Raw genomic sequence first — 22,056 nt, 5'->3', positions numbered from 1 at the left:
TGCAGGCACCGTCATGGCCGGTCGCAAAGTGGAATGGACATGCCCATGAACGTTTCCCAGCAGATCATGCAGCCCGGCATGTCGGGTCGCTCCCTCGTGGAAGTCGGGGACAATCTGCCCACGCATCACGACCGGGTCGACATCTCGAAGTCGATCTCGTTCCTGCAGCGGCATTTCTGGCTGATCGCCGCCGTGGTCGCCGCCTGCATGCTGGCCGGCGCGCTGGCATCGGTGCTGATGCCCAAGACCTATACCGCGACCGCCGTCACCAGCCTTGAGACCAAGGCCGACGATTCGGTCCGTACCGAGGGGCAGACCCCGGCCGAGGCGCCCGATCTCAACGCGTCCTACGTGGAAACGCAGGTCGAGATCATCACCTCGCGCGAGATGGCGACGCGGGTCGCCAATGCGCTGGGCCTGACCGAGGGTCTGGACGATGCCGAGCGCCGCGAGTTGATCGACGATCTGCAGGAGAACGTGAGCGCGGGCCGCACCGGCGAAAGCTATGCGCTCTATATCTCCTATGATGCCGACACGCCCGAGGCGGCGGCGGATATCGCGAACGAATACGCGCAGCAGTTCACGCAGTGGAACGTGCTGGCGACTCAGAGCCGTTCGGGCGAGCAGATCGAGACGATCCGCGACCGTCTGGACGAGCTGCAGTCGCAGGCGCAGGAAGATACCGCTGCGCTGCAGAGCTATCGCATCGCCAATAATCTCCTTTCCACCTCGGGCAGTTCGCTGACCGAGCAGGAGATTTCGAGCTATAACCAGGAAGTGACCCGCGCCCGTGCGCAGGCATCCGAAGCGCAGGCCCGCCTCAACACCGCGACGGCGCAGCTGCGCAGCGGGTCGAGCGGGGAGGACGTGGGCGCGGCGCTGGGTTCGGGCGTGATCGGTTCGCTGCGTTCGCAGGAATCGACTTTGGCCGGACAGGTCGCCAATCTTTCGGCGCGCTATGGCCCCAACCATCCCGAACTGGTCCGCACCAAGGCCGATCTTGCCGAGGTCCGCAGCCGCATCCAGGCCGAGATCAACCGCGTCATCTCGAATCTTCGGTCGGAGCGTGATGTCGCCAACCAGCGCCTCGCCTCGCTGACCAGCTCGCTGGGTTCGGCGCAGGCCAAGCTGTCGGCATCGAACAAGGCAATGGTCGGCCTGTCCGAACTCGAACGCCGGGCCGAAGCGTCGCAGGGCCTCTATGAAGCCTATCTCTCCAGCTACAAGCAGCTGCTTGCGGCCGAGGGCACCGAGCGTCCCGATGCGCGCATCATCACGCTCGCCGAAGTACCGATCAAGCCGAGCGCGCCGAACACGATCCTCAACATGGCGCTTTCGCTGGTGCTTGGCGTCGGTCTCGGCATCTTCGCCGCCATGATCGCCGAAGCGACCAATCGCGGCATCACCACGCCCGAACAGATCGAGCAGGAACTGGGCCAGAACTATCTCGCCTCGATCCCGCTGCTGTCCTCCGTGTCGAAGGGCGAAGCAGGCGTTGGCGCCGTGCTGAATGAACCGCGCTCTCCGTTTACCGAGGCATTCCGTTCGCTGATGATCGCGGTGGAGCAGCAGTCCGATACGCCGGTGCAGGTGATCGCGATCACGTCCACCCTGCCCAAGGAAGGCAAGACCGTCACCTCCACCTGTCTTGCGCAGGTGCTGGCGATGCAGGGCCATCCGACGCTGCTGGTCGACTGCGATTATGTGAAGAAGGGTGTTTCCCGCCTGCTCAATCTTTCGGATGAAAGCGTTGGCCTGCTCGACGTGCTTTCCGGCAAGGCGCCGCTGGCCGATGCCATCCGCCAGGGCAGCGAAGGCCTTGCCATCCTGCCCATCGTGAAGTCGGACGAACGCGCCGAATCGCTGATGAGCGGCCCCGATTTCGAGGAATTCCTGACCGCGCTGCGGCAGGGCTTCAAATATGTGATCCTCGATCTTCCGCCGGTTCTGCCGATCGCTGCTACCCGCTCGATCGCGCAATATGCGGATACCACGATCATGCTGGCGCGCTGGCGCTCCACCACGATCCCCGCGGTTCAGGCCGCACTTCGCCAGTTGCCCCGTGGTCGTGTCAGCCGCGCCGGCATCGCGCTTACCCAGGTCGATCTTAAAAAGCGCGGCCTGTTCTCCAAGCGCGATCCTAACTTCTATTATAAAGAATATCGGGAGTATTACGCGTGAACGCGGTCCACCCCCTCAACCTGCACACCAGCGAAGCCCCCCGCGCCCGTTTCTCGGAACCGCGCGTCGCGATCGTGCACTACTGGCTTGTCTCGATGCGCGGGGGCGAGCGTGTGCTCGAACGCCTGTTGCGCCTCTTCCCGCAGGCCGATGTCTTCACCAATGTCTATGACCCGTCGAAGATGTCGAACGCCATCAACGAGGCGAAGGTCACCACCAGCTTCATCAACAAGATGCCGATGGCGCGCCGGTGGTACCAATACTACCTGCCGCTGATGCCGATGGCGTTGGAGCAGTTCGACCTTAACGGTTACGACCTGATCATTTCCTCGGAAAGCGGTCCGGCCAAGGGCGTGATCACCGATCCGACCAGCCATCACATGTGCTATTGCCACTCGCCGATGCGGTACCTGTGGGATCACTACCACCAGTATCGCAATGGCGCCAATGTGGTGGCGCGCGCGGCGATGCCGATGCTCTATCACAAGCTGCGCCAGTGGGATGTCGCGTCGAGCACGCGCGTCGACAATTTCGTCGCGAACTCGAACTTCATCCGCCAGCGCATCCTGAAGCACTGGCGCCGCGAGGCCGATGTCGTGCATCCGCCGGTTGAAACGAACCTGTTCACCCCTTCGACGGAGGTGGACGATCATTATCTGTGGGTCGGCCAGATGGTCCCCTACAAGCGTCCGGACCTTGCGGTCGAGGCTTTCAACATGAGCGGCAAGCCGCTGATGATGGTGGGCACCGGCGGCATGGAAAAGCATCTGAAGAAGATCGCCAAACCGAACATCAAGTTCGTCGACCGGCTGAACTTTGACGATCTTCGCCGCGCCTATGCCCGCGCCCGCGCGCTGGTCTTCACAGCGGAAGAGGATTTCGGCATCGTTCCGGTCGAGGCGATGGCCTCGGGCCGTCCGGTGCTGGCCTATGGCCGCGGCGGTATTCTCGACAGCGTGCTGCCGGAACAGACCGGCATCTTCTTCCCGCGCCAGACGCCGGAATCGCTGGCTGACGGCATCGCCGAGATGGAACGCTGGCTGCCGCATTTCGACCCCTCGGTCGCGGTGCGCCGGGCGCAGGTGTTCGCGCCCGAACGCTTCGACAGCCAGATCCGCTCGCTGACCGAGCAATATAGCGCGTGATCCCGGCGCCAGCGATCGACTTGCCGGCCCGGTCCGGTCAAGCCTATCGTGCGGCAACGGCAAATCGGCCATGGGCAATCGGGCAAAGCGGGGCGCCTAGCGCATGTTGACATTCGTCGGGCTGATCCAGATCGCCATCGGCATGGTGCTGCTGCTTCGTGGTTCGCTGGCATCCATGCTGGTGTTCGCGATGATTTCGGGGATGTTCGGCGGATCGGCTTCGGTCATCGTGGGCGGATCGTCGATCCCCCCGGTGCAGTTCGCGCTGGCCTTTATCTGGATCCGCATGATCATTCCGGGCAGCCGCTTCGGCCCTGCCGTGGGGCCGGCCTTTCGTGAGAATATCTGGCTGCTTGTCTTTGTCATATATGGCGTGGCCATCGCCTATGTCGGCCCGCGCCTGTTCATCGGCGACATGGAAGTATCGCCGCTGCGCGTCAGCGGGCCGACAAGCTCGCTCTATTCCACCGTCCTGCTCGAACCATCGTCCCAGAATGTCACCGCCGCGATCTATCTGATCGGCACGCTGATGAGCGCGGTCGCAACCTATGTCGCCTGTCGCTATCGGGGCGGAGCGAATGCCCTGGTGCGCGGCGCGGTGATCGTGGCATATGTCCACGCATTTACCGGCATATTGGGCGCTGTCGGGCGCGGAACGCCGGTGGACGCCGTGTTCGAGGTGTTCCGCAACGCGACCTACAGCCAGCTTGAGCAGGAGGCGAATGGCTTTGCCCGCATCAACGGGCTGTTCCCCGAACCTTCCGCATGGGCCAGCTTTGCATTTTCATGGTTCGTGCTGCTGGCCGAGTGCTGGTACCGTTCGATCGAACCCAAATCCACAGGCCGTGCAGCCGCGCTTCTTCTGCTCGTCCTTCTCGCCTCCACCTCTTCATCGGCCTATGTCGCGGTCGGGGGGTATGCGGCCTTTTTCGCGGTGCGGGTATTCATCTTCCCGCAGCTCGCCAGCCATCAGCGTATCCGCGAGGCATCGCTGATCGGGCTTGCCGCCGTCATGCTGCTGGCCGTGGCGCTGATTGCATTGCCTGCGTTCGCCGCCGCCATCCAGGACATCGCCAATGACGCATTGTTCGAAAAGGCGGACAGCGAATCCGGCCGTCAGCGCCTGTTCTGGGCGTTGCAGGGACTTGAAGCTTTCCAGGTGTCGTTCGGCCTTGGCATCGGGCCGGGCAGTTTCCGATCGTCCAGCCTGATCACTGCGATCCTGGGATCGTGCGGCGTGATCGGCATCGTCAGCTATATCGCCTATCTCATTACATTGTTCCAACCGCGCCGCGCTTCGAGCTGGGGCGTATCCGGATCATTGGCGGCGCGTCTGGGCGGTGCTGCGGGCACGGCGGCGATATTGGGGCAGATCCCTGCGCTGGTCGCCGCACCGACGCCAGTGCCATCGGGCGAATTCGCCATCGTCGCGGGTGCCGCGCTCGCCTTCCGCAAGCTGCGGACCAAAAACCCTGCTGAAAGCGATGAGGAAGAGGATGAGGGCCCCGATCTGGTTCCACCGCCATTTCGTGGCGGCTGGCGACGGGTCTGAAGCCCATTTTGCCAACCCCAAAGGAAAAGCGCGCCGCAGGATAATCCCGCAGCGCGCTTTCTCATGAGCTGAGCCTTCCTCGCGATTCAATCAGCGCGGGGAAAGGCCGGATCGACCTCGGTTCAATGCACGGCGTCGTCGCTGTCGATCGAATCGGCGATACTGCGCAGGATATTGGGCAGAACCTCGCGCATGCCGAGCATGTCGTAGAAATTCACCGTGGCACCGATCATGGCCATGCCGATCGCCTCGGGCTTGAAGCCGCTGGATACCAGCAGGCTATAGCCATCGAGCATTCGGCGCGACACATGGGCGAATGCCTCGAATGGCGGCGTCGTGCCATCACCCAGGTCCATAACCGGGGGGATCACGGGGCCGGTGTCGTCATCGTCCAAACCGTAGTCCTTCCACATAATTCACAGCTCCCGGGCTAAACTGGGGGCAGCCCTTTCCCAAACCGTGTCTGTGCGAGCCCGAAAATCCTCGAAAGCACTGGAACCGGGGCGGGGCATACCATTGCCTTGGCGCACGGTCCCGTGTCGGGCACTTGTCTCATGTCGACACAATAGGTTTGTTGTACCGCAACATGACGCAGTGAAAAGCGTTCCTATCCCAGCGCGCACGCGATTGCTCGAAATCGAAGGGAACCCCTTCCGAAAGGCTGATCCGTGCGGGTTCCGGCTGCGACAGGTACAATCGGCGCCTTGGCGCATATGTGCTTTTTCCCCTCCGCCTGAGCGGTTTATCGCACTCTTTGGCCATAATATCCGTGCCTTGCGGGGCTATATCGGGGTATATGCCCTTTAGCGGATGGCTGCTGCCCGCGCGATGACGCAAAACCGGTGTGACATCGCCCCACCGGGAATCGCAAGATCCGCAAACGGGGCGAACGGCGGCGTGCAACCGCCCTGGACGACGACGGCAAGGCAGGTGCACGGACACCGACGCAGATGCCGATTGGAACCGGCAGCAGCGATTGCCGGGACGAAGCGAAGAGAAGAGTAGAACAGACACGAATGCTTGCCCGCAAAGTCTTTGCATCTTCGGCCATCTTCTCGATCAGCCGATTCGCGGGCCGCGGACTCGATATTTTTGCCGCGCTGGTCATGGCGCGCTTCCTCTCGCCGGCCGATTTCGGTGTCGTTACGCTCGGCCTTGCCGCGCTGATGATCCTTGAAAGCTTTTCCGAACTGCCCGTCGCCGACGCGCTGGTCCGTGAAAAGGAATTGCGGCGCGCGCATCTCGATACTGCCTTCACTCTGTCGTTCCTGCGCGGGATCGCGATCGCGGCGGTGCTGATCCTCGCATCCTATCCGATGGCGCTGATCTATGACGATCAGCGGCTGGTGCTGCTCATCTGCCTCCTCGCGCTCGCGCCGCTGGCCAAGGGGCTATTGAGCCCGCTGATGGTGAAATTCACGCGGGAGGTGAACTATCAGCCGACTGCGATCATCGATGTCACCTCGCGCATCGTCGCTTTCGTGCTGGCGGTGATCTGCGCATGGTGGACCGAAAGCTATCTCTCGCTGGTCGTATTGTCGGTCACGCCGCAGGTGATCCAGGCGGTCGTCACCTATATCTGGGCCCCCTATCGCCCGCGCTTCTGTCTGTCGGAAACGCGTACGATCCTCTCCTTTGCCGGCATGGTCACGATCTCACGCGTGCTGGCCACTCTGTCGAGCGAATCCGACCGCTTCCTCATCGGCGGCTTTATTTCGAAATCGGCGCTGGGCTTCTTCTCCATGGGCCGCTCGGTCGCGACGACGGCCAGCTGGGCGGTGGCGATGCCGCTTATCACCGTGCTTTACCCCGGCCTGTCGAAGGTCCGCGATGACGAGCCGCGGTTCCGCCGGTCATATTTGCGCGGACAGGCGATGGTGGTGATGGCGATCATGCCATTGTCGCTCACGCTGGCGCTGCTGGCCGAACCGCTGGTCCGGCTGGGGCTGGGTGAGGAATGGATGGAAGTGGTCCCGGTCATGCGCGCATTGGCGCTGGTGGGCACGGTGGCGACATTGTCGATGCCGGCGCAGGCCATCGCCTTGACGCTGAACCAGCCGCGCCAGCTGATCTGGCGCGAGGCTGCGACTTTGATCGTTTCGCTGCCGACTGTCGTGCTGGGCGCGATCTATTACGGGCTGATGGGCGCGGTGATGGGCCGCGTGCTTGCTTCGCTGATCCACACGATCATGAGCCTTGAGATGGTGTCGCGCCTGTCGGGCATCACCATCATGAAGCAGATCACCAATGTCTGGCGCACCATCGTCGCCAGCGCCGTTTTCTCGCTGTTTCTGTATTTCGCGGCCGAGCATCTGACCGGCGGCGAATGGCTGTATCAGCTCCTCGCACTGGCGGTGACGGGGATCATTGGCGTGGCGATCTTTGCCGCGACGCATCTGGTATTGTGGAAACTGTCGGGTTCGCCCGATACCGGGCCGGAGCATTTCGCGATCGAGCAGGTCCAGCACATGCTCAGCCGCTTCCGCAAGCCGAAGAGCGATCCGGCGCGGTCCTGATAGCGGTCAGCGTTTGAGCAGTATATCCGCGATGATCGGATGGTGATCCGATCCCAAGCGCGGCCCGCTTTCCATTTTTTGTACCCGCACCGGCCCTTTCAGATGCAGCTGATCAAGCGGCAGGCGCAGCAGTTTGGGTGCGCCTGCGGGCCAGCTTCGAGACGGGAGTTCGGCTATGCGAAACCCATTGGCATCCGCCGCGCTTTGCACCGCATAAGTCCATGGCACCGAATTGAAGTCACCCACCATCAGCGCCGGGCCATCGACCTGCGCCGCGGCGGAAACGAGCTGGGGCAGATATGCTTCCTGATCCCCCAGTGGCCATGGCTGGTCGAGATGCACGACCACCAGAGTGAGCGGCACGCCCTTGACGTCAAAGGTCGCGACAAGGGCTGACAGCGCCTGCCGGTTTTCAGCATCGCCGCGCGCCAGCGGATGGAAGGACAGCAGCGGATAGCGCGACAGCAATATGGTCGAACAGCGCGCGGTTGCCGAACAATCGAGCATGACCGGATATTTGGCGCGCAGCCGCTTTCCCGGTCCGTCATTGATCCGCCGGCCTTCCAGCAGCACCACGAAATCGGCGTCCTGCTCCTCTACCCAGCGTGCATCCTGTGTGGTGGAGGCGCTGTTCTTGTACATGTTGTAGCTGACAAGCCGCAGCGCGATGGGGTCGGGACCGATATCGGGGCGCGGCTGGATCACGGGGCGGAAAAGCGCCGCGCCCTGCCACAATGTCAGCGCCATGATGGTCAGCGCGGCCCAGCGCGCTGCCCTTGTCCCGATACGCCACGCCGCCAGCGGCACGGCGACCAGCATCAGCGGCCACCAATAGATCGCCAGCAGATTGACGGCATCCGCCTCTACCCACCATTCACCCAGGCGCGAGACCAGCAGGCCGACAGGCGCGAGTGCCAGCACCATGACGGACAGCCGATGCCGTGTGCGGTGCGGTCCCGGTTCGGAAGGGGTGCTCACCACCGCTCAGGTCGCGAGCAGGGTTTCCACCAGCGATCGCGCAGCCGCGTCCCAGCCCATGGTGCGCGCATGCGCCAGGGCGCGTGCGGACATGGCGGCGCGATGCGGCTTCTGGCTGAAGGTGGCGATGGTGTCGGCCCATCCCTCGTCATCATCGGGTCCGACGTAGAGCGCGCCGTCGCCGCAGGCTTCGGGCAAGGCGCCGCAGGGTGCGACGATGGCAGGCGTGCCCAGCCGCATCGCTTCCAGTGGCGGCAGGCCGAAACCCTCTGTCGTGGAGGGAAAGGCGAAGACCTGCGCGTTTTCGTAAAGCGCGCGCAATTCGCCATCGCTGACGCGCCCGGCGAAAACGACATTATCGCCCACCGGCAGCCCCGCTTTTGCAAAAGCCTCACGCGGGGTGGAGCCGAACAGGACCAGCGTCTTGTCCTTGAGCGCGGGGCGCGAAAAGGCGCGCAGCAGGACCGCGATGTTCTTGTGCGCCTGCATGCTGGACAGGCCCAGCACATAGCTGCCTTTTGCAATGCCGAGCCTGTCGATGATTGTGTCATCGGCCCTGTCGGCCAGCACATGATCGCAGCCATTGTGAATGACCGTGACCTTTTCCTCCGGCGCGACGCCTGCCTTCGCGATCTGTTCGCGTGAAAAACCCGATACGGTGAGGATGCGGCGATGGCGGCGACCGCAGGCGGGCTGCTGGATCAAATACCAGCGGCGGAAATTCGGGGAATAGCTGGCAGGCGACAACACGACCTGCACGTCATGCAGCATGGTCACGGCATTCGTCCGCGCGATCGGCCCGACATTGCAGAGCGAGACCACGGTGCGGCCCCCGGCACGCAGCGGCAGGGTGGCCTGTTCCCATGCATTGCCTTTTAGCGGGCCGATAACGCGATAGGGTACGCCCAGCGCCTTTGCCCGCTCTTCCGCATCGGCGGGGATCCAAAGGTCCAGCGCGATGCGGCGGGCAAGGTCGGGCGTCGCCTCGATCAAGGCATGCGCGTGGCGCACCAGTTCGGTCGCCACGCGGTGCACGCCCACCGGTTCGGTCGCGAGGAAACGGCCGTTGATGATGAAATGACGCGCCTTGCTGCGGTCTTCGCTGCGGTCGACGGGGCGCGCCTCCGGCGCCCCCGACATTGTGGGATCTTCGCTCACGGCACTATTCGGCGCGGCAACGGGCCGGTCTTCGGGGGCAATCATGTCGTGCATACGGCGTCACGCTGCGCTGCATACGCGAACAACACAAGCGCCCAAACGGGTGATGGGCTAGAGTGCAACGACCTGCGCAGCGATCCCCATGGAGGCGAGATCTTCCATGATTTCGGTGCAATAGGCCGCGTTCATCACGATGACGAGATCGGGGTCGATCCCGATCAGCTCGCTTGGCGCGATGATGTCGTGGCCGCTTCCGGGCATGGCGCTGCCCTGCTTGTTGGGGTTGATGTCGACAACCGCATCGATCAGCTGCGGCGCGGGCAGGGAAGAGAGGAAGGCGACCGCTTTTGACCCCGAACCCCACATCACGACCTTCTTTCCCGCCTCGGCGGCGGCGGCAATCTTTTGCGCCCATTCGGCCTGTCTGCCGGCCAGGCGCTGCGCCAATACCGCGGCCAGCGAAGCGATTTCGGCGCGGTCGTCATCGGCGACAAGCGCCGGGCCCATGGCGGCTGTCGGCTCGCCGACGGTGCACTCGATGGTCAGGTACTGGTCCTCATACTGGTGCAGCACGCGCAGCGGGGTAAAGCCCGCCTTTTCGAACAGGCGCACCAGCGAACCGTCGGTGAAATAGGAGCAGTGTTCGTAATAGATATCCTCGAATGCAGCATCGGTGAGGATGCGCATCGCATTGGGGATCTGGAAGAACACCAGCGGCTGGCTCCCTTCGGTCACCGCTTCGCGGATGACGGAGAGGAAATCGAGCGTGTCGATGATATGCTCCAGCGTCATCTTGCAGATGATCGCGTCGAAAGCGCGGTCCGCCATGTCGGGCGTGAAGAAATCGCGGATCAGGGTGACGCGCTCCGCGCCCGGTGCATCCTTGATGCGGTCGGGCAGGGCGCTGGGGTCGACGCCAAGGCAATTATTGCCGCCCAGATGGGACAGCAGCAGCAGGAATTCGCCTTTGCCGCAGCCGACCTCAAGGATCTCCTTGCCGTTGAGGTCGTGCGTATCGATCAGCTCTTGCGCGAGGCGGGTGTGAAAGCGCGAGAAGGTGGGCGAGAAGCCCTGCGTTTCCTCATAGCGTTCGGAATATTCGCTGGCCCCTGCGCGGAAGGCGGCGTTGAAGATGAAGCCGCAGCCCGCGCAATGGGTCAGGCGGATATCCCCCCGCTCCACCGCAGCGGCGGCGGTGGCGTTTTCGAAAAGCAGGCACGAGCTTACCGGCACGTCGTCCTGCGCATAGATCCCGCTCAATTCTGCCGATCCGCATGACGGGCAGGCGCACAAAAGCTCGTGCTGCACTTGGGTGATCGTGGTCGTCGCGATATTCATGCACGTCAGCCTTCGATAATAATGGGTTCGGGTAGGGGAATGATGAATTTGCCGCCCGCTTCCAGATAGGCGGCCTGCTGGGCGATGATCTCGTCGGCGAAATTCCACGCGAGCAGCAGCGTATAATCGGGCCGCTCCTCGAACAGCGCTTCTGCTGGCAGGATCGGGATATGCGCGCCGGGCATCATGCGGCCCTGCTTGTGGCTGTTGCGGTCGGCGACGAAGCTGATGTGACGGCGGTCGATGCCGCAGTAATCAAGGAGCGTCGCGCCCTTGGCCGATGCGGCATAGGCAGCGATGGAGCGGCCCGATGCGCGCAGCCCCTCAATCATGTCGACAAGCTTGTCGCGCAGCAATTCGACTTCTTGCGCGAAGCCGTCGAAATATTCGCCCGACGCGATGCCGATGGCGCGTTCCTCGGCCAGCAGGTCGAGCACGCCTTGTTCGCATGCCTCCTGTTTTTCGGCAAAGACGCGCAGCGTGCCGCCATGGATGTCGTGCCGCTCCACCCGGTTGATGAAGAGGCCGTGGCGGCGAAACAGGCTGTCTAGCGCGGTGAGCGAGAAATAGCACAGATGCGCGTGGCAGATGGTGTCGAACTGCAGCCCCTCTATCAGCGAGCGCAGATAGGCGACCTCGATCACCGCGGTGCCGTCATCCTTCAGCAGATGGGCAATGCCGGCGACAAAGCCATTGGTGTCGGCCGCATGGGCGAGCACGTGATTGGCGTGGATGATGTCGGCATGGCCGCGCCGCCGGGCGACATCGCGTGCCAGATCGTGTGAAAAGAACGCCTGCAGCGTATCGACATGCGCAGCGCGCGCCGCCTTTACCGGCCCGCCGGCAGGGTCGATCCCCAGCACCGACACGCCCGCCTCGACGTAATTCTTCAGCAGGTAACCGTCATTGCTCGCCAGCTCGACAACGAGGCTGGAGCGGTCGAGCCGGCGCTCTTTCAGCCGGTCCCCTACATTGCGGCGCGCATGGGAAAGCACGGTTGGCGAGACAGACGAGAAATAGGGGTATTCGTCAGCGAAAAGCACTTCTGGCCGGACCGTTTCGGTAATCTGGACAAGCGCGCAATCTCTGCACAATGCGGCCATCAGTTCAAAACGCGGTTCGGCGCGGCGTTCGTGGTCACACGCGAGCAGCCGGTCGGCCAGCGGCGCTTCGCCCAGATCGAGGAAAACGTGAAGATGCTGCGACCCGCACGCGCGGCAGCCGGTGATCGGCCGCGACATGGGTTCGCGGTCGAAAGCCGGATTGAGCAGGCGGTCGTGCACCTGCGTCATGCGGCGGACGCCGTTATGGCTGGGCAAGGTGCCATCAGGCCGCGCTCAACTTCTCTTTCGCCGATGAGCGGAACATGGATTTGAGCGAGCGGGCGAGGCGCGGCGAGATCATGGCCGCGATCTCCAGCGCATAGCGGCCCAGTTGCTTTTTTGTCGTCGATCGCTTCAGCACTTCACGGCGCAGCGCCATGGGCGATGCCGCATCCTTCGACCGCGATGCGATGCGCAGCAGATGGGTGAGCAACTGGATATGCTCCGCCGCTGCGAAACGACCCGACTTGCCCGATTGCCAGCGGCTCCTCTCCAGCTTGTCGTCAATATTGATCGAGCGGACCTCGTGCTCCCGATTGTAGATCACCGATTGTTCGATCCGCCTGATCCGCCCGCGCACGGCCATTTCGGCGAGCAGTGCCCGATCGGACCCGTAATAGGACTGGTGCAGCATGGTGCGCGACAGCATCGAGCGGCGCATCAGGCCGAAGATCGGATAGCAGGTGCCCGAGGTGTCGAGCATGTCGGCGAAACGCCTGACCGGATCGGCATCCATCAAGGACGGCGTGTCATGCCCCATGTCCGGCAGGATCTCGCCATTGGTGCCGATGGAGATGGTGCGCGGAAAGGCGACCGCCAGCGTCGGATCATCGTCAAGCGCGGCGATGCAGGTTTCGAGCGCGGTCGGACCCAGAATATCGTCATGGGCGCACCATTTCAGATATTCACCGTCCGACAGGTCATAGCCGAGATTGTAATTGCGCGATGCGCCAAGGTTCACCGGGTTGCGGACCAGCGTGACGCGTTCGTCTCTTGCCGCGAATTCGCCGACGATGTCGGGCGTCGCATCGGTGGATGCATTATCGGTGACGATCAGGCGGAAATCGCGGTGCGTCTGGGCAAGGATGGATTCGATCGCCTGCGCGACATAATTAGCACCGTTATAGACCGGCATCGCCAGAATGACGCGACTCTTGATCAATTCCATCGAACCCCCCGGTTCCTTCACAGCTTTGGCATCTCTCCTGCCAACCGATTCACAACATGGGGGCGAGTCGTTCAATGGCGCATGCAGGCAATGGCTAACCCGATGGGATGGCGCAGGATGCGGGGCGCGATCGCCCAAAACCCGCAAAGGTATATGCGCGCGGGTCGCCTTGTCATTTCCGCGTGTCCAAAATGCCGCTTTTCACGTGACGGGCGCGTTACAACGACCTTGCCGGCAGGGGCCAAGAGCCTGCTCTACAAGTTTTTTGCAAAACGCGGGGAACCTAGGATAACGAACCCCGTTACCCGTTTCGGGTCTGCGGACCGCGACAACAGTCACCTATCCGAAAGAGGTAGGTGTTTTGCGATGAACGACTGCCATTCGTCGACGGATGGACCTCCGCACCGAGCATTGCGGATCGCCGGCACAATCGCGCGACGGGCCTGCCCGAAGGCAAGGTTGATATTCATCGATTTCAGGAAAGTATGGTGCGGTCGAGAAGACTCGAACTTCCACGGCCTTTCGGCCACAACGACCTCAACGTTGCGCGTCTACCAGTTCCGCCACGACCGCATCCAAGGAGGGGGGCAAACGAGCGCTGCCCCGTGGTAGGCGCGTGCCACTAGCAGCGAGTTATGGGCAGTGCAAGCATGCAATTGCGCTGTTTTGAAAATCTGTGTCGAAAGCGGCGAAATGCCCGCGATCAGCTGGGCTTCCAGCCGATGGTGATGTCCTGCGCCGAACGCGGCACGTCGGTCACCATTTCCGAAACCTTGACGCTTTCGCCGGGGCCAAGCTCGCTTTTGGGCGGGTCGATTTCCCAGCTGTAGACGATCCGGTCCTGCGAATCGCGCAGCACGACCAGGATCGGCGGCACGCGCTCGATCTTCGTGCCGGTATTGGTGATCGTGCCGCTGGTCGCGACCAGCTGGCGACCGTTGGGCAGGTCCTTGTGATCGAAATCGTCGCGCGAAAAATCGAGAACGAGCGATTCGGATGGCGCGCCGAAAGTCGTTTGCCCCACCGGCAGCCAGTCGGGCGCGCCGAAATAGCGCACCGCGCCATAGATGCCCGCCGCCGCCAGCACGAGCAGCACGAGGCAGATCACCACGATACGACCCGCACCGCGGCGCGGGGTGTCGAGATCTTCGTATTCGGCGTCGACCGGCTCGGGCTCTTCGTAAGGCTCTGCCACGGTTTCGGTGACGATGGTCTCCTCGATCACCACCTCTTCATAGGTGGCGGGGGAGGGTCTTTCCCCGAAAACCTCGTCCTGCTGGGTCACGCCCTCACGCGGGGAGAAGCCAGAAGGGGCGTCCTCGACCTCGGTCGTGACGGTCGGTTCTTCCGCTTCGGGCTGCTCGTCCCAACCCTCTGCCATCGGCGCGGGATCGGCGGGCGGGGCGGGCGCATCCTCGGGAGTATCGACGGGCGGCGGGCCCTCGGCCTCGATCGCCTCTTCACTGCCGGCCTGATACCAGCTGTGGCGACATTTTGCACAACGTACGGTGCGGCCCTTGGCACCGATCGCGGTGTCGGGCACCGAATAGCGAGTATGACAGGCGGGACAAGCGATCTGCATGATGTTGAATCCTAAGCCTGCCCAGCGAACCGGCACAAGTGGGACAAGCCCTGTGCCAGAGCGGTTAAGGATGTTTTCCACATTAACGGGCTTCAAATTGCCGCGATCCACCGCGATAGAGGCGCATATGACCGATAGCGAAGGACGCGAACCGCCCGAAACGGGTACCATCACGGTCGCGGCGCGGCGGTAAAGGACGATGCAGGCTAGCAGCAGCGTGGAAGGTTTCGCCGGTTCGGGCGGTATCTCCGGTTCGGGGCCGATGGGCCCGCGCCGGTCGGGCAGCAATGCGCGTGAGGCGATCGTCCGCTTCGAGAACGTCGGCCTGCGCTATGGTACCGAGCGTGAGGTATTGTCCGATGTTTCCTTCCAGCTGCACAAGGGCCGCTTCTATTTCCTGACCGGCCCGTCGGGCGCGGGCAAGACCTCGCTGCTGAAGCTTCTTTATCTGGCGCAAAGCCCGTCGCGCGGCGCGATCAGCCTGTTCGGCGAAGACGCGGTGGCGATGGACCGGGCCGCGCGTCCGGCTTTACGGCGCAGGATCGGCGTGGTGTTTCAGGATTTCCGGCTGGTCGGCCACCTGACCGTCTATGACAATATCGCCCTGCCGCTGCGGCTGGCTGGCGTTCCCGAGGAAGAAATGGCGGGTCCTGTCGACGACATGATCGACTGGGTGGGCCTTGGCCATGCGCGCGATGCGCGGCCCGAGACCCTGTCGGGCGGCGAACAGCAGCGCGTCGCCATTGCCCGCGCGGTCATTACCCGCCCCGACCTGCTGGTCGCGGACGAGCCCACCGGCAATGTCGATCCCGACATGGCGATCCGCCTCCTCAAGCTGTTTTCGGCCATGAACCGGCTGGGCACCACCGTCGTTCTGGCCACCCATGACATGAGCCTGATGGAGCGGCAAAAGGATGCCTCCGTCATGCGGCTGGTGCGCGGACGGCTCGACGATCCGACCGGCGCGCTGCGTAACCCGCCGTGGAGTTGGGGCGGATCCTCGCGCGAGGATTGGGCGTGATGCGGGTGCGCCAATGGTAAGTGTCTATTCGCCGGGCCGGCACGGGCTTCGCACAAAGCTGTCGGGCCTGACCGCCAAGGGCCGCAAATGGCGCATCAACGCAGGGTCGGACCCTGTCATCAAGCAGCGCGCCATTTCGGGGCCGGTGCCGTGGGTTATCGCCATCATGACCGCGCTGACCGTGATCGCGGCGGCGGGCGGGCTGGCACTGGGTTCGATCGCAGCGGCGGCGGGCGATGAATTGCAGGGCGGGGTGACGGTGCAGATCGCCGGGCCGCCCGAAGCGGAAGCGGCAAGGCAGGCGCAGGCCGTCGCCGCGCTGCTGGCCGATGACCCGGAAATCCGCGCCCTGCGCCGGCTTGACCGAGACGAGCGCGCCGCCCTGATCGCGCCATGGCTGGGCGATGCCGGTTTCGATGGCGAAGACGCGGACGACAATCTCCTTGTCCTGCCCGAACTGGTCGAGGTGCAATTGACGGGCGAGGCGGGCGAGGATGTGCTCGCCGATTTGCGCAGCCGCGTCGAAGCGGTCGCGCCCGATGCGCTGGTCAGCGCCGATACGTCATGGCTGGCACCCGTTGGCCGCGCGATCGAGGCGCTGCAATGGCTGGCGCTGTCACTGGTCGGGCTGCTGGCGCTGGCGACGCTGGCGGCGGTATTGCTGGCCAGTCGCAGTGCGCTGAACGCCAATCGGCAGGTGATCGAATTGATGCATCTGCTGGGCGCGCAGGATCGGCAGGTCGCCGAATTGTTCCAGCGCGCCGCCGCCGTGGGCGCGGGTGTGGGCGGGGCGGCCGGCTTTGCGGTCGCGCTGGCCGTGGTGTCCGGCCTTGCCGGGCGGTTCGAGGCATTGGGGCCGGGGCAATCGGCGGCGGGGCTGAACCCGCTTCACTGGGCGGTGCTGGCGCTGATCCCGATCATGGTGACGCTGCTGGCCGCCGTGACCGCGCGGCTGACCGTGCTGGCGACATTGCGGCGCATGGTGTGATCGCGCGGGCTGTCGGCGCCTTGCCCGCGCAAAAGCCGCATCACCGCGATTGCCGTTCGCGCATAGTCGCTCTAAAGCCGGTTAAACCATGATCCGTCGCATCCTGTCATTCATTCTGCTTGTCTGGGCGATCGGGTTCATCTGGTTTGCCATGATGCTGCCGCGGCCCGCTGGCGATGACACGACCGATGGCATCGTCGTGCTGACCGGCGGCGGCGGGCGGATCGAACGCGGGCTGGAGGCCCTGCGCGAAGGGTGGAGCCCGGAAATGCTGGTCTCCGGCGTCGGGCGAGAGGTGAAGCCCCGCGAATTCGCCGCCGAATACCGAATCGAGAATTCGCTGATGCGCTGCTGCATCACGCTGGGCTACGACGCGGTCGACACGCGCACCAATGCATCGGAAACCGCCCATTGGGTGGAGGATGGCGGCAAGACTTCGCTGCGGCTGGTGACGGCGGATTACCACATGCGGCGGGCCGCATCGGAACTGCGCCGACAGGTCGGCAGCGATATCACCATCGTGCGCGATGCGGTGCCGACCGAACCCTCGCTCGCCATGCTGTTCCTTGAATATCACAAGCTGCTGATCGGCTGGGTCGGCAATCTCCTCGATCTTTGAGGACGGCGTTGATGGCCCGGCTGCGCACGCTCCTCTTTTCGATCTTCTTCTACACCGCTTCGGTCCTGCTGGTGGTGATCGCGATGCCGATCGGGCTGGTGTCGCGGCGCGGCGTGATCGCGGCGGCAACCATATGGTGCCGCATTCACCGCTGGTGCGTGCGCTGGCTGCTGGGGGTCCGCATTCGGATCGAGGGAGAACTGCACGACGGGCAGGCGATGTATGCCCTGCGCCACGAAAGCTTTTTCGAGGCGATCGACCTGCCGATCTTCCTGCCCACCCCGCCGATCATCTTCGCCAAGATGGAGCTTTTGCGCATCCCGCTGTGGGGCTGGCTGGCGGCGCGCTATGGCATTGTCGGAGTGGAACGCGGCAAGGGCGCCAGCGCGCTGCGTACCATGCGCCGCGCTGCATTGGCCGCGAAAGAAAGCGGGCGCGATTTCGCGATCTTTCCCGAAGGGACCCGCGTGCGCGACAATGAAGCGCCCGAGATGAAGGCAGGGCTCTATGGCATCTACCGCATGGTCGAATTGCCGCTGGTCCCTGTCGCGGTGGATTCGGGCCGCCTCTATCAGCAAAGCCCCAAACGGGCGGGCACCATTACCTATCGCATCGGCAAGGCGATCGAACCGGGCCTGCCGCGCAATGTGCTCGAGGCCGAGGTGCATGCCGCGATCAACGCGCTGAACCCCGCGTTCGAGGGGCAGGTTTCAGGGGACCAGATCGACGGGCGTTAATTCTTTGGGGGCTGGTCTTTCGCGGCCCCGCTGTGGTCGCGGCGGCCGAAGTCGGGGCGCGCATCGTCCTGCCCTTCCTCGATGATCGAACGGCGCACGGCGCGCGTTTCGGTAAAGCGGTCGAACAGCGTATCCCCATCGCCCCAGCGGATCGCGCGCTGCAGGGCGGACAGATCCTCGCTGAAACGCTGAAGCACTTCGAGCACGGCTTCCTTGTTCGACAGGAACACATCGCGCCACATCGTCGGGTCGGATGCCGCGATGCGGGTAAAATCGCGGAAACCGCCTGCCGAATATTTGATGACCTCGCCGCGGGTCACATCCTCAAGATCGGAGGCGGTTCCGACGATGGTATAGGCGATCAGATGCGGAACATGGCTGGTCACGGCAAGCACGAGATCGTGGTGCTTGGCTTCCATGATCTCCACCCGCGCTCCCATTGCGGCCCAGAAGTCGGACAGCTGCCCTACCGCCGCTGCCGGGGCGTCATCCGCAGGGGTCAGGATGCACCAGCGATTGCGGAACAGTTCGGCGAAACCGGCGTCGGGGCCGGAATGTTCGGTGCCCGCAACCGGATGCGCCGGTATCACGGTCTGACCGGGAAGCGCGGCGGTGATCGCCTCGGCCACCGATGCCTTGCACGAGCCAACATCGGAAATGATGGCATCGGGCTTCAGCGCGCCCTTCAGCGCGGCGGCGGCTTCGCCCATGGCGCGCACGGGGACGCACAGCACGACGAGATCGGCGCCATCAACCGCGGCGGCGGGCGTGTCCATGATCTCATGCGCAAGGCCGATCTGGCGGGCGCGGTCGCGAACGTCCTCGCTCGCGTCGAAGGCGGTGACGCGGGCTTCGGGCAGGGCAGCCTGCGTGGCGAGCCCGATCGATCCGCCGATCAGGCCAAGGCCGATGATGGCGACATGGTTGAAAGGCTTCGTCATGATGCAGCCTTTGCCGCTTCGCGCAGGGCATGGGTGATGGCGTCCATCTGCTCGGCCGTGCCGATGGTGATGCGCAGCGCGTCTGGCAGACCCTGTCCCGGAAGATGGCGCACGGCGTAACCGGCATCGGCGATCGCCGCCATCGCGGTCTCGGCCTTCAGCGCTCCTTGGAACAGGACGAGGACGAAATTGGCGTGGCTCTCCACCGCGCGCAGGCCGTGATTGCCGAGCGATTCGATGCACTCGACGAAACGCGCGCGTTCGGCTGCGTTGTGATCGCGGGCGCGGCGCACGAAATCCCGGTCTGCCACGGCGGCCAGCGCCATGGCCTGCCCGGTGTTCGACACGTTGAACGGCCCGCGAATGCGATTGAGCGCGTCGATGATGGCAGGTGCGCCATAGCCCCAGCCGATGCGTTCTCCTGCAAGTCCGTAGATCTTGGAAAAGGTGCGCGTGACCAGCACGTTGCCATGATCCGTCGCCAGCGCGATGCCGCCATCGTCCTGCCCGTCGAGGAGATATTCGCCATAGGCCTGGTCGACGACCAGCAGCACGTCTGACGGCAGGCCCGCGTGCAGGCGCGCGACTTCATCGGCGTCGATCCAGCGGCCGGTCGGGTTGTTGGGATTTGCGAGGAAGACGACCCGCGTCTTTTCCGTCACCAGCGCCAGCAGCGCATCGACATCGGTGCCGTAATCGCGGTCCGGTGCGACCACCACGCTCGCGCCGCAGCGGCGGGTGGCGATGTCATAGACTGCAAAGCCATAGCGGACATGGATGATTTCATCCCCCGGCCCGGCATAGGCCTGCGCCGCGATGTGGAGAATTTCATCGCTTCCCGTGCCGCACACGATGCGCGCGGGGTCGAGGCCATGGACTTCTCCGACCGCGGCGCGCAGCGCCTTGCTGTCGGGGTCGGGATAGCCTGCGGGCGCCTTGGCGCGGGCGGCCAATGCCGCCTCGCTGGTGCCCAGCGGGTTCTCGTTCGCAGACAGCTTGATCAGCGGCTTGCCGTCCGCTCCGGCGGACTTGCCGGGGACATAGGCATGGATCGCCTCGATCCACGGTTTCATGCGCGGTCCGGTCACGGTTCGATCATTGCCCTTATCTGCCATGGCGCAGCGCTCTAGCCTTACCCGGCGGCAATGCAAATGGAACATTTGAAACATCTGGCATACCCGTGTTGACAGCGCGGCGATGTCAGCCCAATCGCCAGCCATGGCCGACGCAAGCCCTATCGAGACGCATGCCCATGTCCTGACGCTGGCAGAGCCGCTGCCGCTCGACAGCGGGCGCGCGCTTGCGCCGGTGGAAATCGCGTATCAGACCTATGGCCGGCTGAATGCGGCAAAGGACAATGCGATCATCGTCTGTCATGCGCTGACGGGCGATCAGCACCTGGCCAGCCCGCACCCCAAAACGGGAAAGCCCGGCTGGTGGAGCCGCGTGGTCGGGCCGAACCGGCCGATCGACACCAATCGCTTTTTCGTGATCTGCTCCAATGTGATCGGCAGCTGCATGGGTTCGTCCGGACCATCCAGCATGGCCGATGACGGCGCGCCCTTTGCGATGCGCTTTCCCGTCATCACCATCCGCGACATGGTTCGCGCGCAGGTGGCGCTGATCGACCATCTCGGCATCGATCGGCTGCACGGCATCGTCGGCGGGTCCATGGGCGGGATGCAGGCGCTCAGTTGGGCGGCCAATTTCCCCGAACGCTGCGGCGCGGTGCTGGTGCTGGCCTCTGCCCCGCGGCAGTCGGCGCAGAACATCGCGTTCCACGAAGTCGGGCGGCAGGCGATCATGGCCGACCCCGAATGGAAGGGCGGCGATTACTACACCGCCGATCTCGACGATCCGCGCAAGGTTGGGCCCGAAGCGGGCCTCGCCGTGGCGCGCATGGCGGCGCATATCACCTATCTGTCGGAACAGGGGCTGACGCAGAAATTCGGGCGCAGGCTGCAGGACCGCGATGCCAAGACTTTCGGCTTCGACGCCGATTTCCAGGTGGAGAGCTATCTGCGTTATCAGGGGCTGGCCTTCACCGACCGCTTCGATGCGAACAGCTACCTCTATATCACCCGCGCCATGGATTATTTCGATCTTGCCGAAGAACATGGCGGCAGGCTGGCCAATGCCTTTGCCGGGCTGAAGACGCGCATGTGCCTCGTCAGCTTCGATACCGACTGGCTGTACCCCACCAGCGAATCGCGCGCCGTCGCCCATGCGGTGAACGCGGCCGGAGCGCCGGTCAGCTTCGTCGAACTGTCCGCGCCATTCGGGCATGACAGCTTCCTCCTCGATGTGCCCGCGCTCGACCGCGTGATCGAGGGGTTCCTGTGATGGCGACAACGGCACGCCTGCGCCCCGACCTTGCGATCATTGCGCGCCATGTGCCCGAAGGGGTGCGGGTGCTGGATGTCGGCTGCGGCGATGGGGAGCTGATGGCCGCGCTTACCGAAAAGAACTGCGATGCGCGCGGGCTGGAAATCGAGCCTGCCAATGTCGCCACCTGCGTCGCGCGCGGGCTGTCGGTGCTGCAGGGCGATGCCGACAGCGACCTGTCCTATTATCCCAATGACAGCGTCGATGTCGCAATCCTGTCGCAGACCTTGCAGACGACGCGGCGGCCCGATCTCGTCATCGACCAGCTCTTGCGTATCGCGCCGCGCTGCTTTGTCTCCTTTCCCAATTTCGCGCATTGGCGGGTGCGCGCGTCGCTGATGTTCGGCGGGCACATGCCGGTCACGCGTCTGCTGCCCGAACGCTGGTACGACACGCCCAATATCCACCACGTTACCATCGACGATTTCCGCGCCCTGGCGGAAGGGCTGGGCTGCGCGGTAAAGGGAAGCTGGTTCCTGAAAGGCGGGCATGAGACAGGCAGCATCGCGGCCAATCTGCGCGCCGAATATGCGGTGTTCGCGCTGGCGCGGAGCTAAGGCTTTCCGCCGTTCGGGGGCGACTATCCCCGTCTTCCACAGGCCGCGAAAAATATATCGCCCCGCTTCCATCTTGAAGCCGGTGCG

20 protein-coding genes and 1 tRNA gene are annotated in these 22,056 nt (G+C 63.9%); 11 read left to right on the top strand and 10 right to left on the bottom strand.

Annotated elements, in window-relative coordinates:
- Nucleotides 1-45: 45 nt before the first annotated feature.
- The 3 genes from A9D13_RS13310 (at nucleotide 46) to A9D13_RS13300 (ending at nucleotide 4,878) form a co-directional block, all read left to right on the top strand.
- The gene (locus A9D13_RS13310; protein WP_066774730.1) at nucleotides 46-2,181 is read left to right on the top strand and encodes a GumC family protein; all 2,136 of its coding nucleotides are present in this window, start codon (nucleotides 46-48) and stop codon (nucleotides 2,179-2,181) included.
- Nucleotides 2,178-3,326 carry a glycosyltransferase gene (locus A9D13_RS13305; protein WP_229665445.1) on the top strand — a complete coding sequence of 383 codons (1,149 nt, stop codon included), beginning with the start codon at nucleotides 2,178-2,180 and terminating at the stop codon, nucleotides 3,324-3,326. The genes A9D13_RS13310 and A9D13_RS13305 overlap by 4 nt, the downstream gene beginning before the upstream one ends.
- 103 nt (nucleotides 3,327-3,429) lie before the next feature.
- Complete coding sequence (locus tag A9D13_RS13300; RefSeq protein WP_082922399.1) at nucleotides 3,430-4,878, top strand: O-antigen ligase family protein; 1,449 nt, start codon at nucleotides 3,430-3,432, stop codon at nucleotides 4,876-4,878.
- 122 nt (nucleotides 4,879-5,000) lie between these two features.
- Here A9D13_RS13300 and A9D13_RS13295 read toward each other — a convergent pair whose 3' ends face one another.
- Entirely contained in the window at nucleotides 5,001-5,291 is a 291-nt protein-coding gene (locus A9D13_RS13295) for a hypothetical protein (RefSeq protein ID WP_066774492.1), read from the bottom strand.
- 603 nt (nucleotides 5,292-5,894) lie between these two features.
- Between A9D13_RS13295 and A9D13_RS13290 the strand changes: the two genes are divergently transcribed.
- Nucleotides 5,895-7,394 carry a lipopolysaccharide biosynthesis protein gene (locus A9D13_RS13290; protein WP_066774489.1) on the top strand — a complete coding sequence of 500 codons (1,500 nt, stop codon included), beginning with the start codon at nucleotides 5,895-5,897 and terminating at the stop codon, nucleotides 7,392-7,394.
- Between the two features lie 6 nt (nucleotides 7,395-7,400).
- Here A9D13_RS13290 and A9D13_RS13285 read toward each other — a convergent pair whose 3' ends face one another.
- The 7 genes from A9D13_RS13285 to A9D13_RS13255 all read right to left on the bottom strand — a co-directional run bounded on the left by A9D13_RS13285 (nucleotide 7,401) and on the right by A9D13_RS13255 (nucleotide 14,721).
- A complete protein-coding gene (locus tag A9D13_RS13285; RefSeq protein ID WP_156522060.1) occupies nucleotides 7,401-8,372 on the bottom strand; it encodes an endonuclease/exonuclease/phosphatase family protein in 972 nt (323 codons plus the stop codon).
- Between the two features lie 6 nt (nucleotides 8,373-8,378).
- On the bottom strand, nucleotides 8,379-9,512 hold the full coding sequence (locus tag A9D13_RS13280) for a glycosyltransferase family 4 protein (RefSeq protein WP_172808174.1): 1,134 nt from the start codon (nucleotides 9,510-9,512) through the stop codon (nucleotides 8,379-8,381).
- A gap of 129 nt (nucleotides 9,513-9,641) precedes the next feature.
- Entirely contained in the window at nucleotides 9,642-10,868 is a 1,227-nt protein-coding gene (locus A9D13_RS13275) for a class I SAM-dependent methyltransferase (protein ID WP_082922396.1), read from the bottom strand.
- A gap of 5 nt (nucleotides 10,869-10,873) precedes the next feature.
- A complete protein-coding gene (locus tag A9D13_RS13270) occupies nucleotides 10,874-12,160 on the bottom strand; it encodes a class I SAM-dependent methyltransferase (RefSeq protein ID WP_229665443.1) in 1,287 nt (428 codons plus the stop codon).
- Between the two features lie 34 nt (nucleotides 12,161-12,194).
- A complete protein-coding gene (locus A9D13_RS13265) occupies nucleotides 12,195-13,133 on the bottom strand; it encodes a glycosyltransferase family 2 protein (RefSeq protein ID WP_244884886.1) in 939 nt (312 codons plus the stop codon).
- 492 nt (nucleotides 13,134-13,625) lie between these two features.
- Nucleotides 13,626-13,712: transfer RNA gene (locus A9D13_RS13260), tRNA-Leu, on the bottom strand.
- 130 nt (nucleotides 13,713-13,842) lie between these two features.
- A complete protein-coding gene (locus A9D13_RS13255) occupies nucleotides 13,843-14,721 on the bottom strand; it encodes a zinc-ribbon domain-containing protein (RefSeq protein WP_066774716.1) in 879 nt (292 codons plus the stop codon).
- A 70-nt stretch (nucleotides 14,722-14,791) separates the two neighbouring features.
- Between A9D13_RS13255 and A9D13_RS21290 the strand changes: the two genes are divergently transcribed.
- The 5 genes from A9D13_RS21290 to A9D13_RS13235 all read left to right on the top strand — a co-directional run bounded on the left by A9D13_RS21290 (nucleotide 14,792) and on the right by A9D13_RS13235 (nucleotide 18,086).
- Complete coding sequence (locus A9D13_RS21290) at nucleotides 14,792-14,914, top strand: hypothetical protein (protein WP_268235836.1); 123 nt, start codon at nucleotides 14,792-14,794, stop codon at nucleotides 14,912-14,914.
- A gap of 69 nt (nucleotides 14,915-14,983) precedes the next feature.
- Nucleotides 14,984-15,742, top strand: a complete 759-nt coding sequence (gene ftsE, locus A9D13_RS13250) for a cell division ATP-binding protein FtsE (RefSeq protein ID WP_066774714.1) — start codon at nucleotides 14,984-14,986, stop codon at nucleotides 15,740-15,742.
- A gap of 13 nt (nucleotides 15,743-15,755) precedes the next feature.
- Nucleotides 15,756-16,730: a cell division protein FtsX gene (locus A9D13_RS13245; protein WP_082922395.1), complete on the top strand. Its 975-nt coding sequence runs from the start codon at nucleotides 15,756-15,758 to the stop codon at nucleotides 16,728-16,730.
- Between the two features lie 88 nt (nucleotides 16,731-16,818).
- Entirely contained in the window at nucleotides 16,819-17,349 is a 531-nt protein-coding gene (locus tag A9D13_RS13240) for a YdcF family protein (protein WP_066774486.1), read from the top strand.
- An 11-nt stretch (nucleotides 17,350-17,360) separates the two neighbouring features.
- Nucleotides 17,361-18,086: a lysophospholipid acyltransferase family protein gene (locus A9D13_RS13235; protein WP_308420393.1), complete on the top strand. Its 726-nt coding sequence runs from the start codon at nucleotides 17,361-17,363 to the stop codon at nucleotides 18,084-18,086.
- Here A9D13_RS13235 and A9D13_RS13230 read toward each other — a convergent pair.
- Together A9D13_RS13230 and hisC are read right to left on the bottom strand one after the other, a co-directional pair.
- A complete protein-coding gene (locus tag A9D13_RS13230) occupies nucleotides 18,083-19,027 on the bottom strand; it encodes a prephenate/arogenate dehydrogenase family protein (protein WP_066774479.1) in 945 nt (314 codons plus the stop codon). The genes A9D13_RS13235 and A9D13_RS13230 overlap by 4 nt on opposite strands.
- Complete coding sequence (gene hisC / locus A9D13_RS13225) at nucleotides 19,024-20,142, bottom strand: histidinol-phosphate transaminase (protein ID WP_066774477.1); 1,119 nt, start codon at nucleotides 20,140-20,142, stop codon at nucleotides 19,024-19,026. The genes A9D13_RS13230 and hisC overlap by 4 nt, the downstream gene beginning before the upstream one ends.
- A gap of 103 nt (nucleotides 20,143-20,245) precedes the next feature.
- Here hisC and metX point away from each other — a divergent pair, with 103 nt between their 5' ends.
- Both metX and metW read left to right on the top strand, forming a co-directional pair.
- Nucleotides 20,246-21,370, top strand: coding sequence for a homoserine O-acetyltransferase MetX (gene metX, locus A9D13_RS13220; protein ID WP_066774476.1), 1,125 nt, complete (start codon nucleotides 20,246-20,248; stop codon nucleotides 21,368-21,370).
- Nucleotides 21,370-21,969, top strand: a complete 600-nt coding sequence (metW, locus tag A9D13_RS13215; RefSeq protein ID WP_066774472.1) for a methionine biosynthesis protein MetW — start codon at nucleotides 21,370-21,372, stop codon at nucleotides 21,967-21,969. Before metX ends, metW begins: the two co-directional genes overlap by 1 nt.
- Nucleotides 21,970-22,056: the final 87 nt, after the last annotated feature.

It is taken from the genome of Croceicoccus mobilis, from assembly GCF_001661965.1.
Lineage (GTDB): Bacteria > Pseudomonadota > Alphaproteobacteria > Sphingomonadales > Sphingomonadaceae > Croceicoccus > Croceicoccus mobilis.
This window is presented reverse-complemented; position numbering and strand designations above follow the sequence as displayed.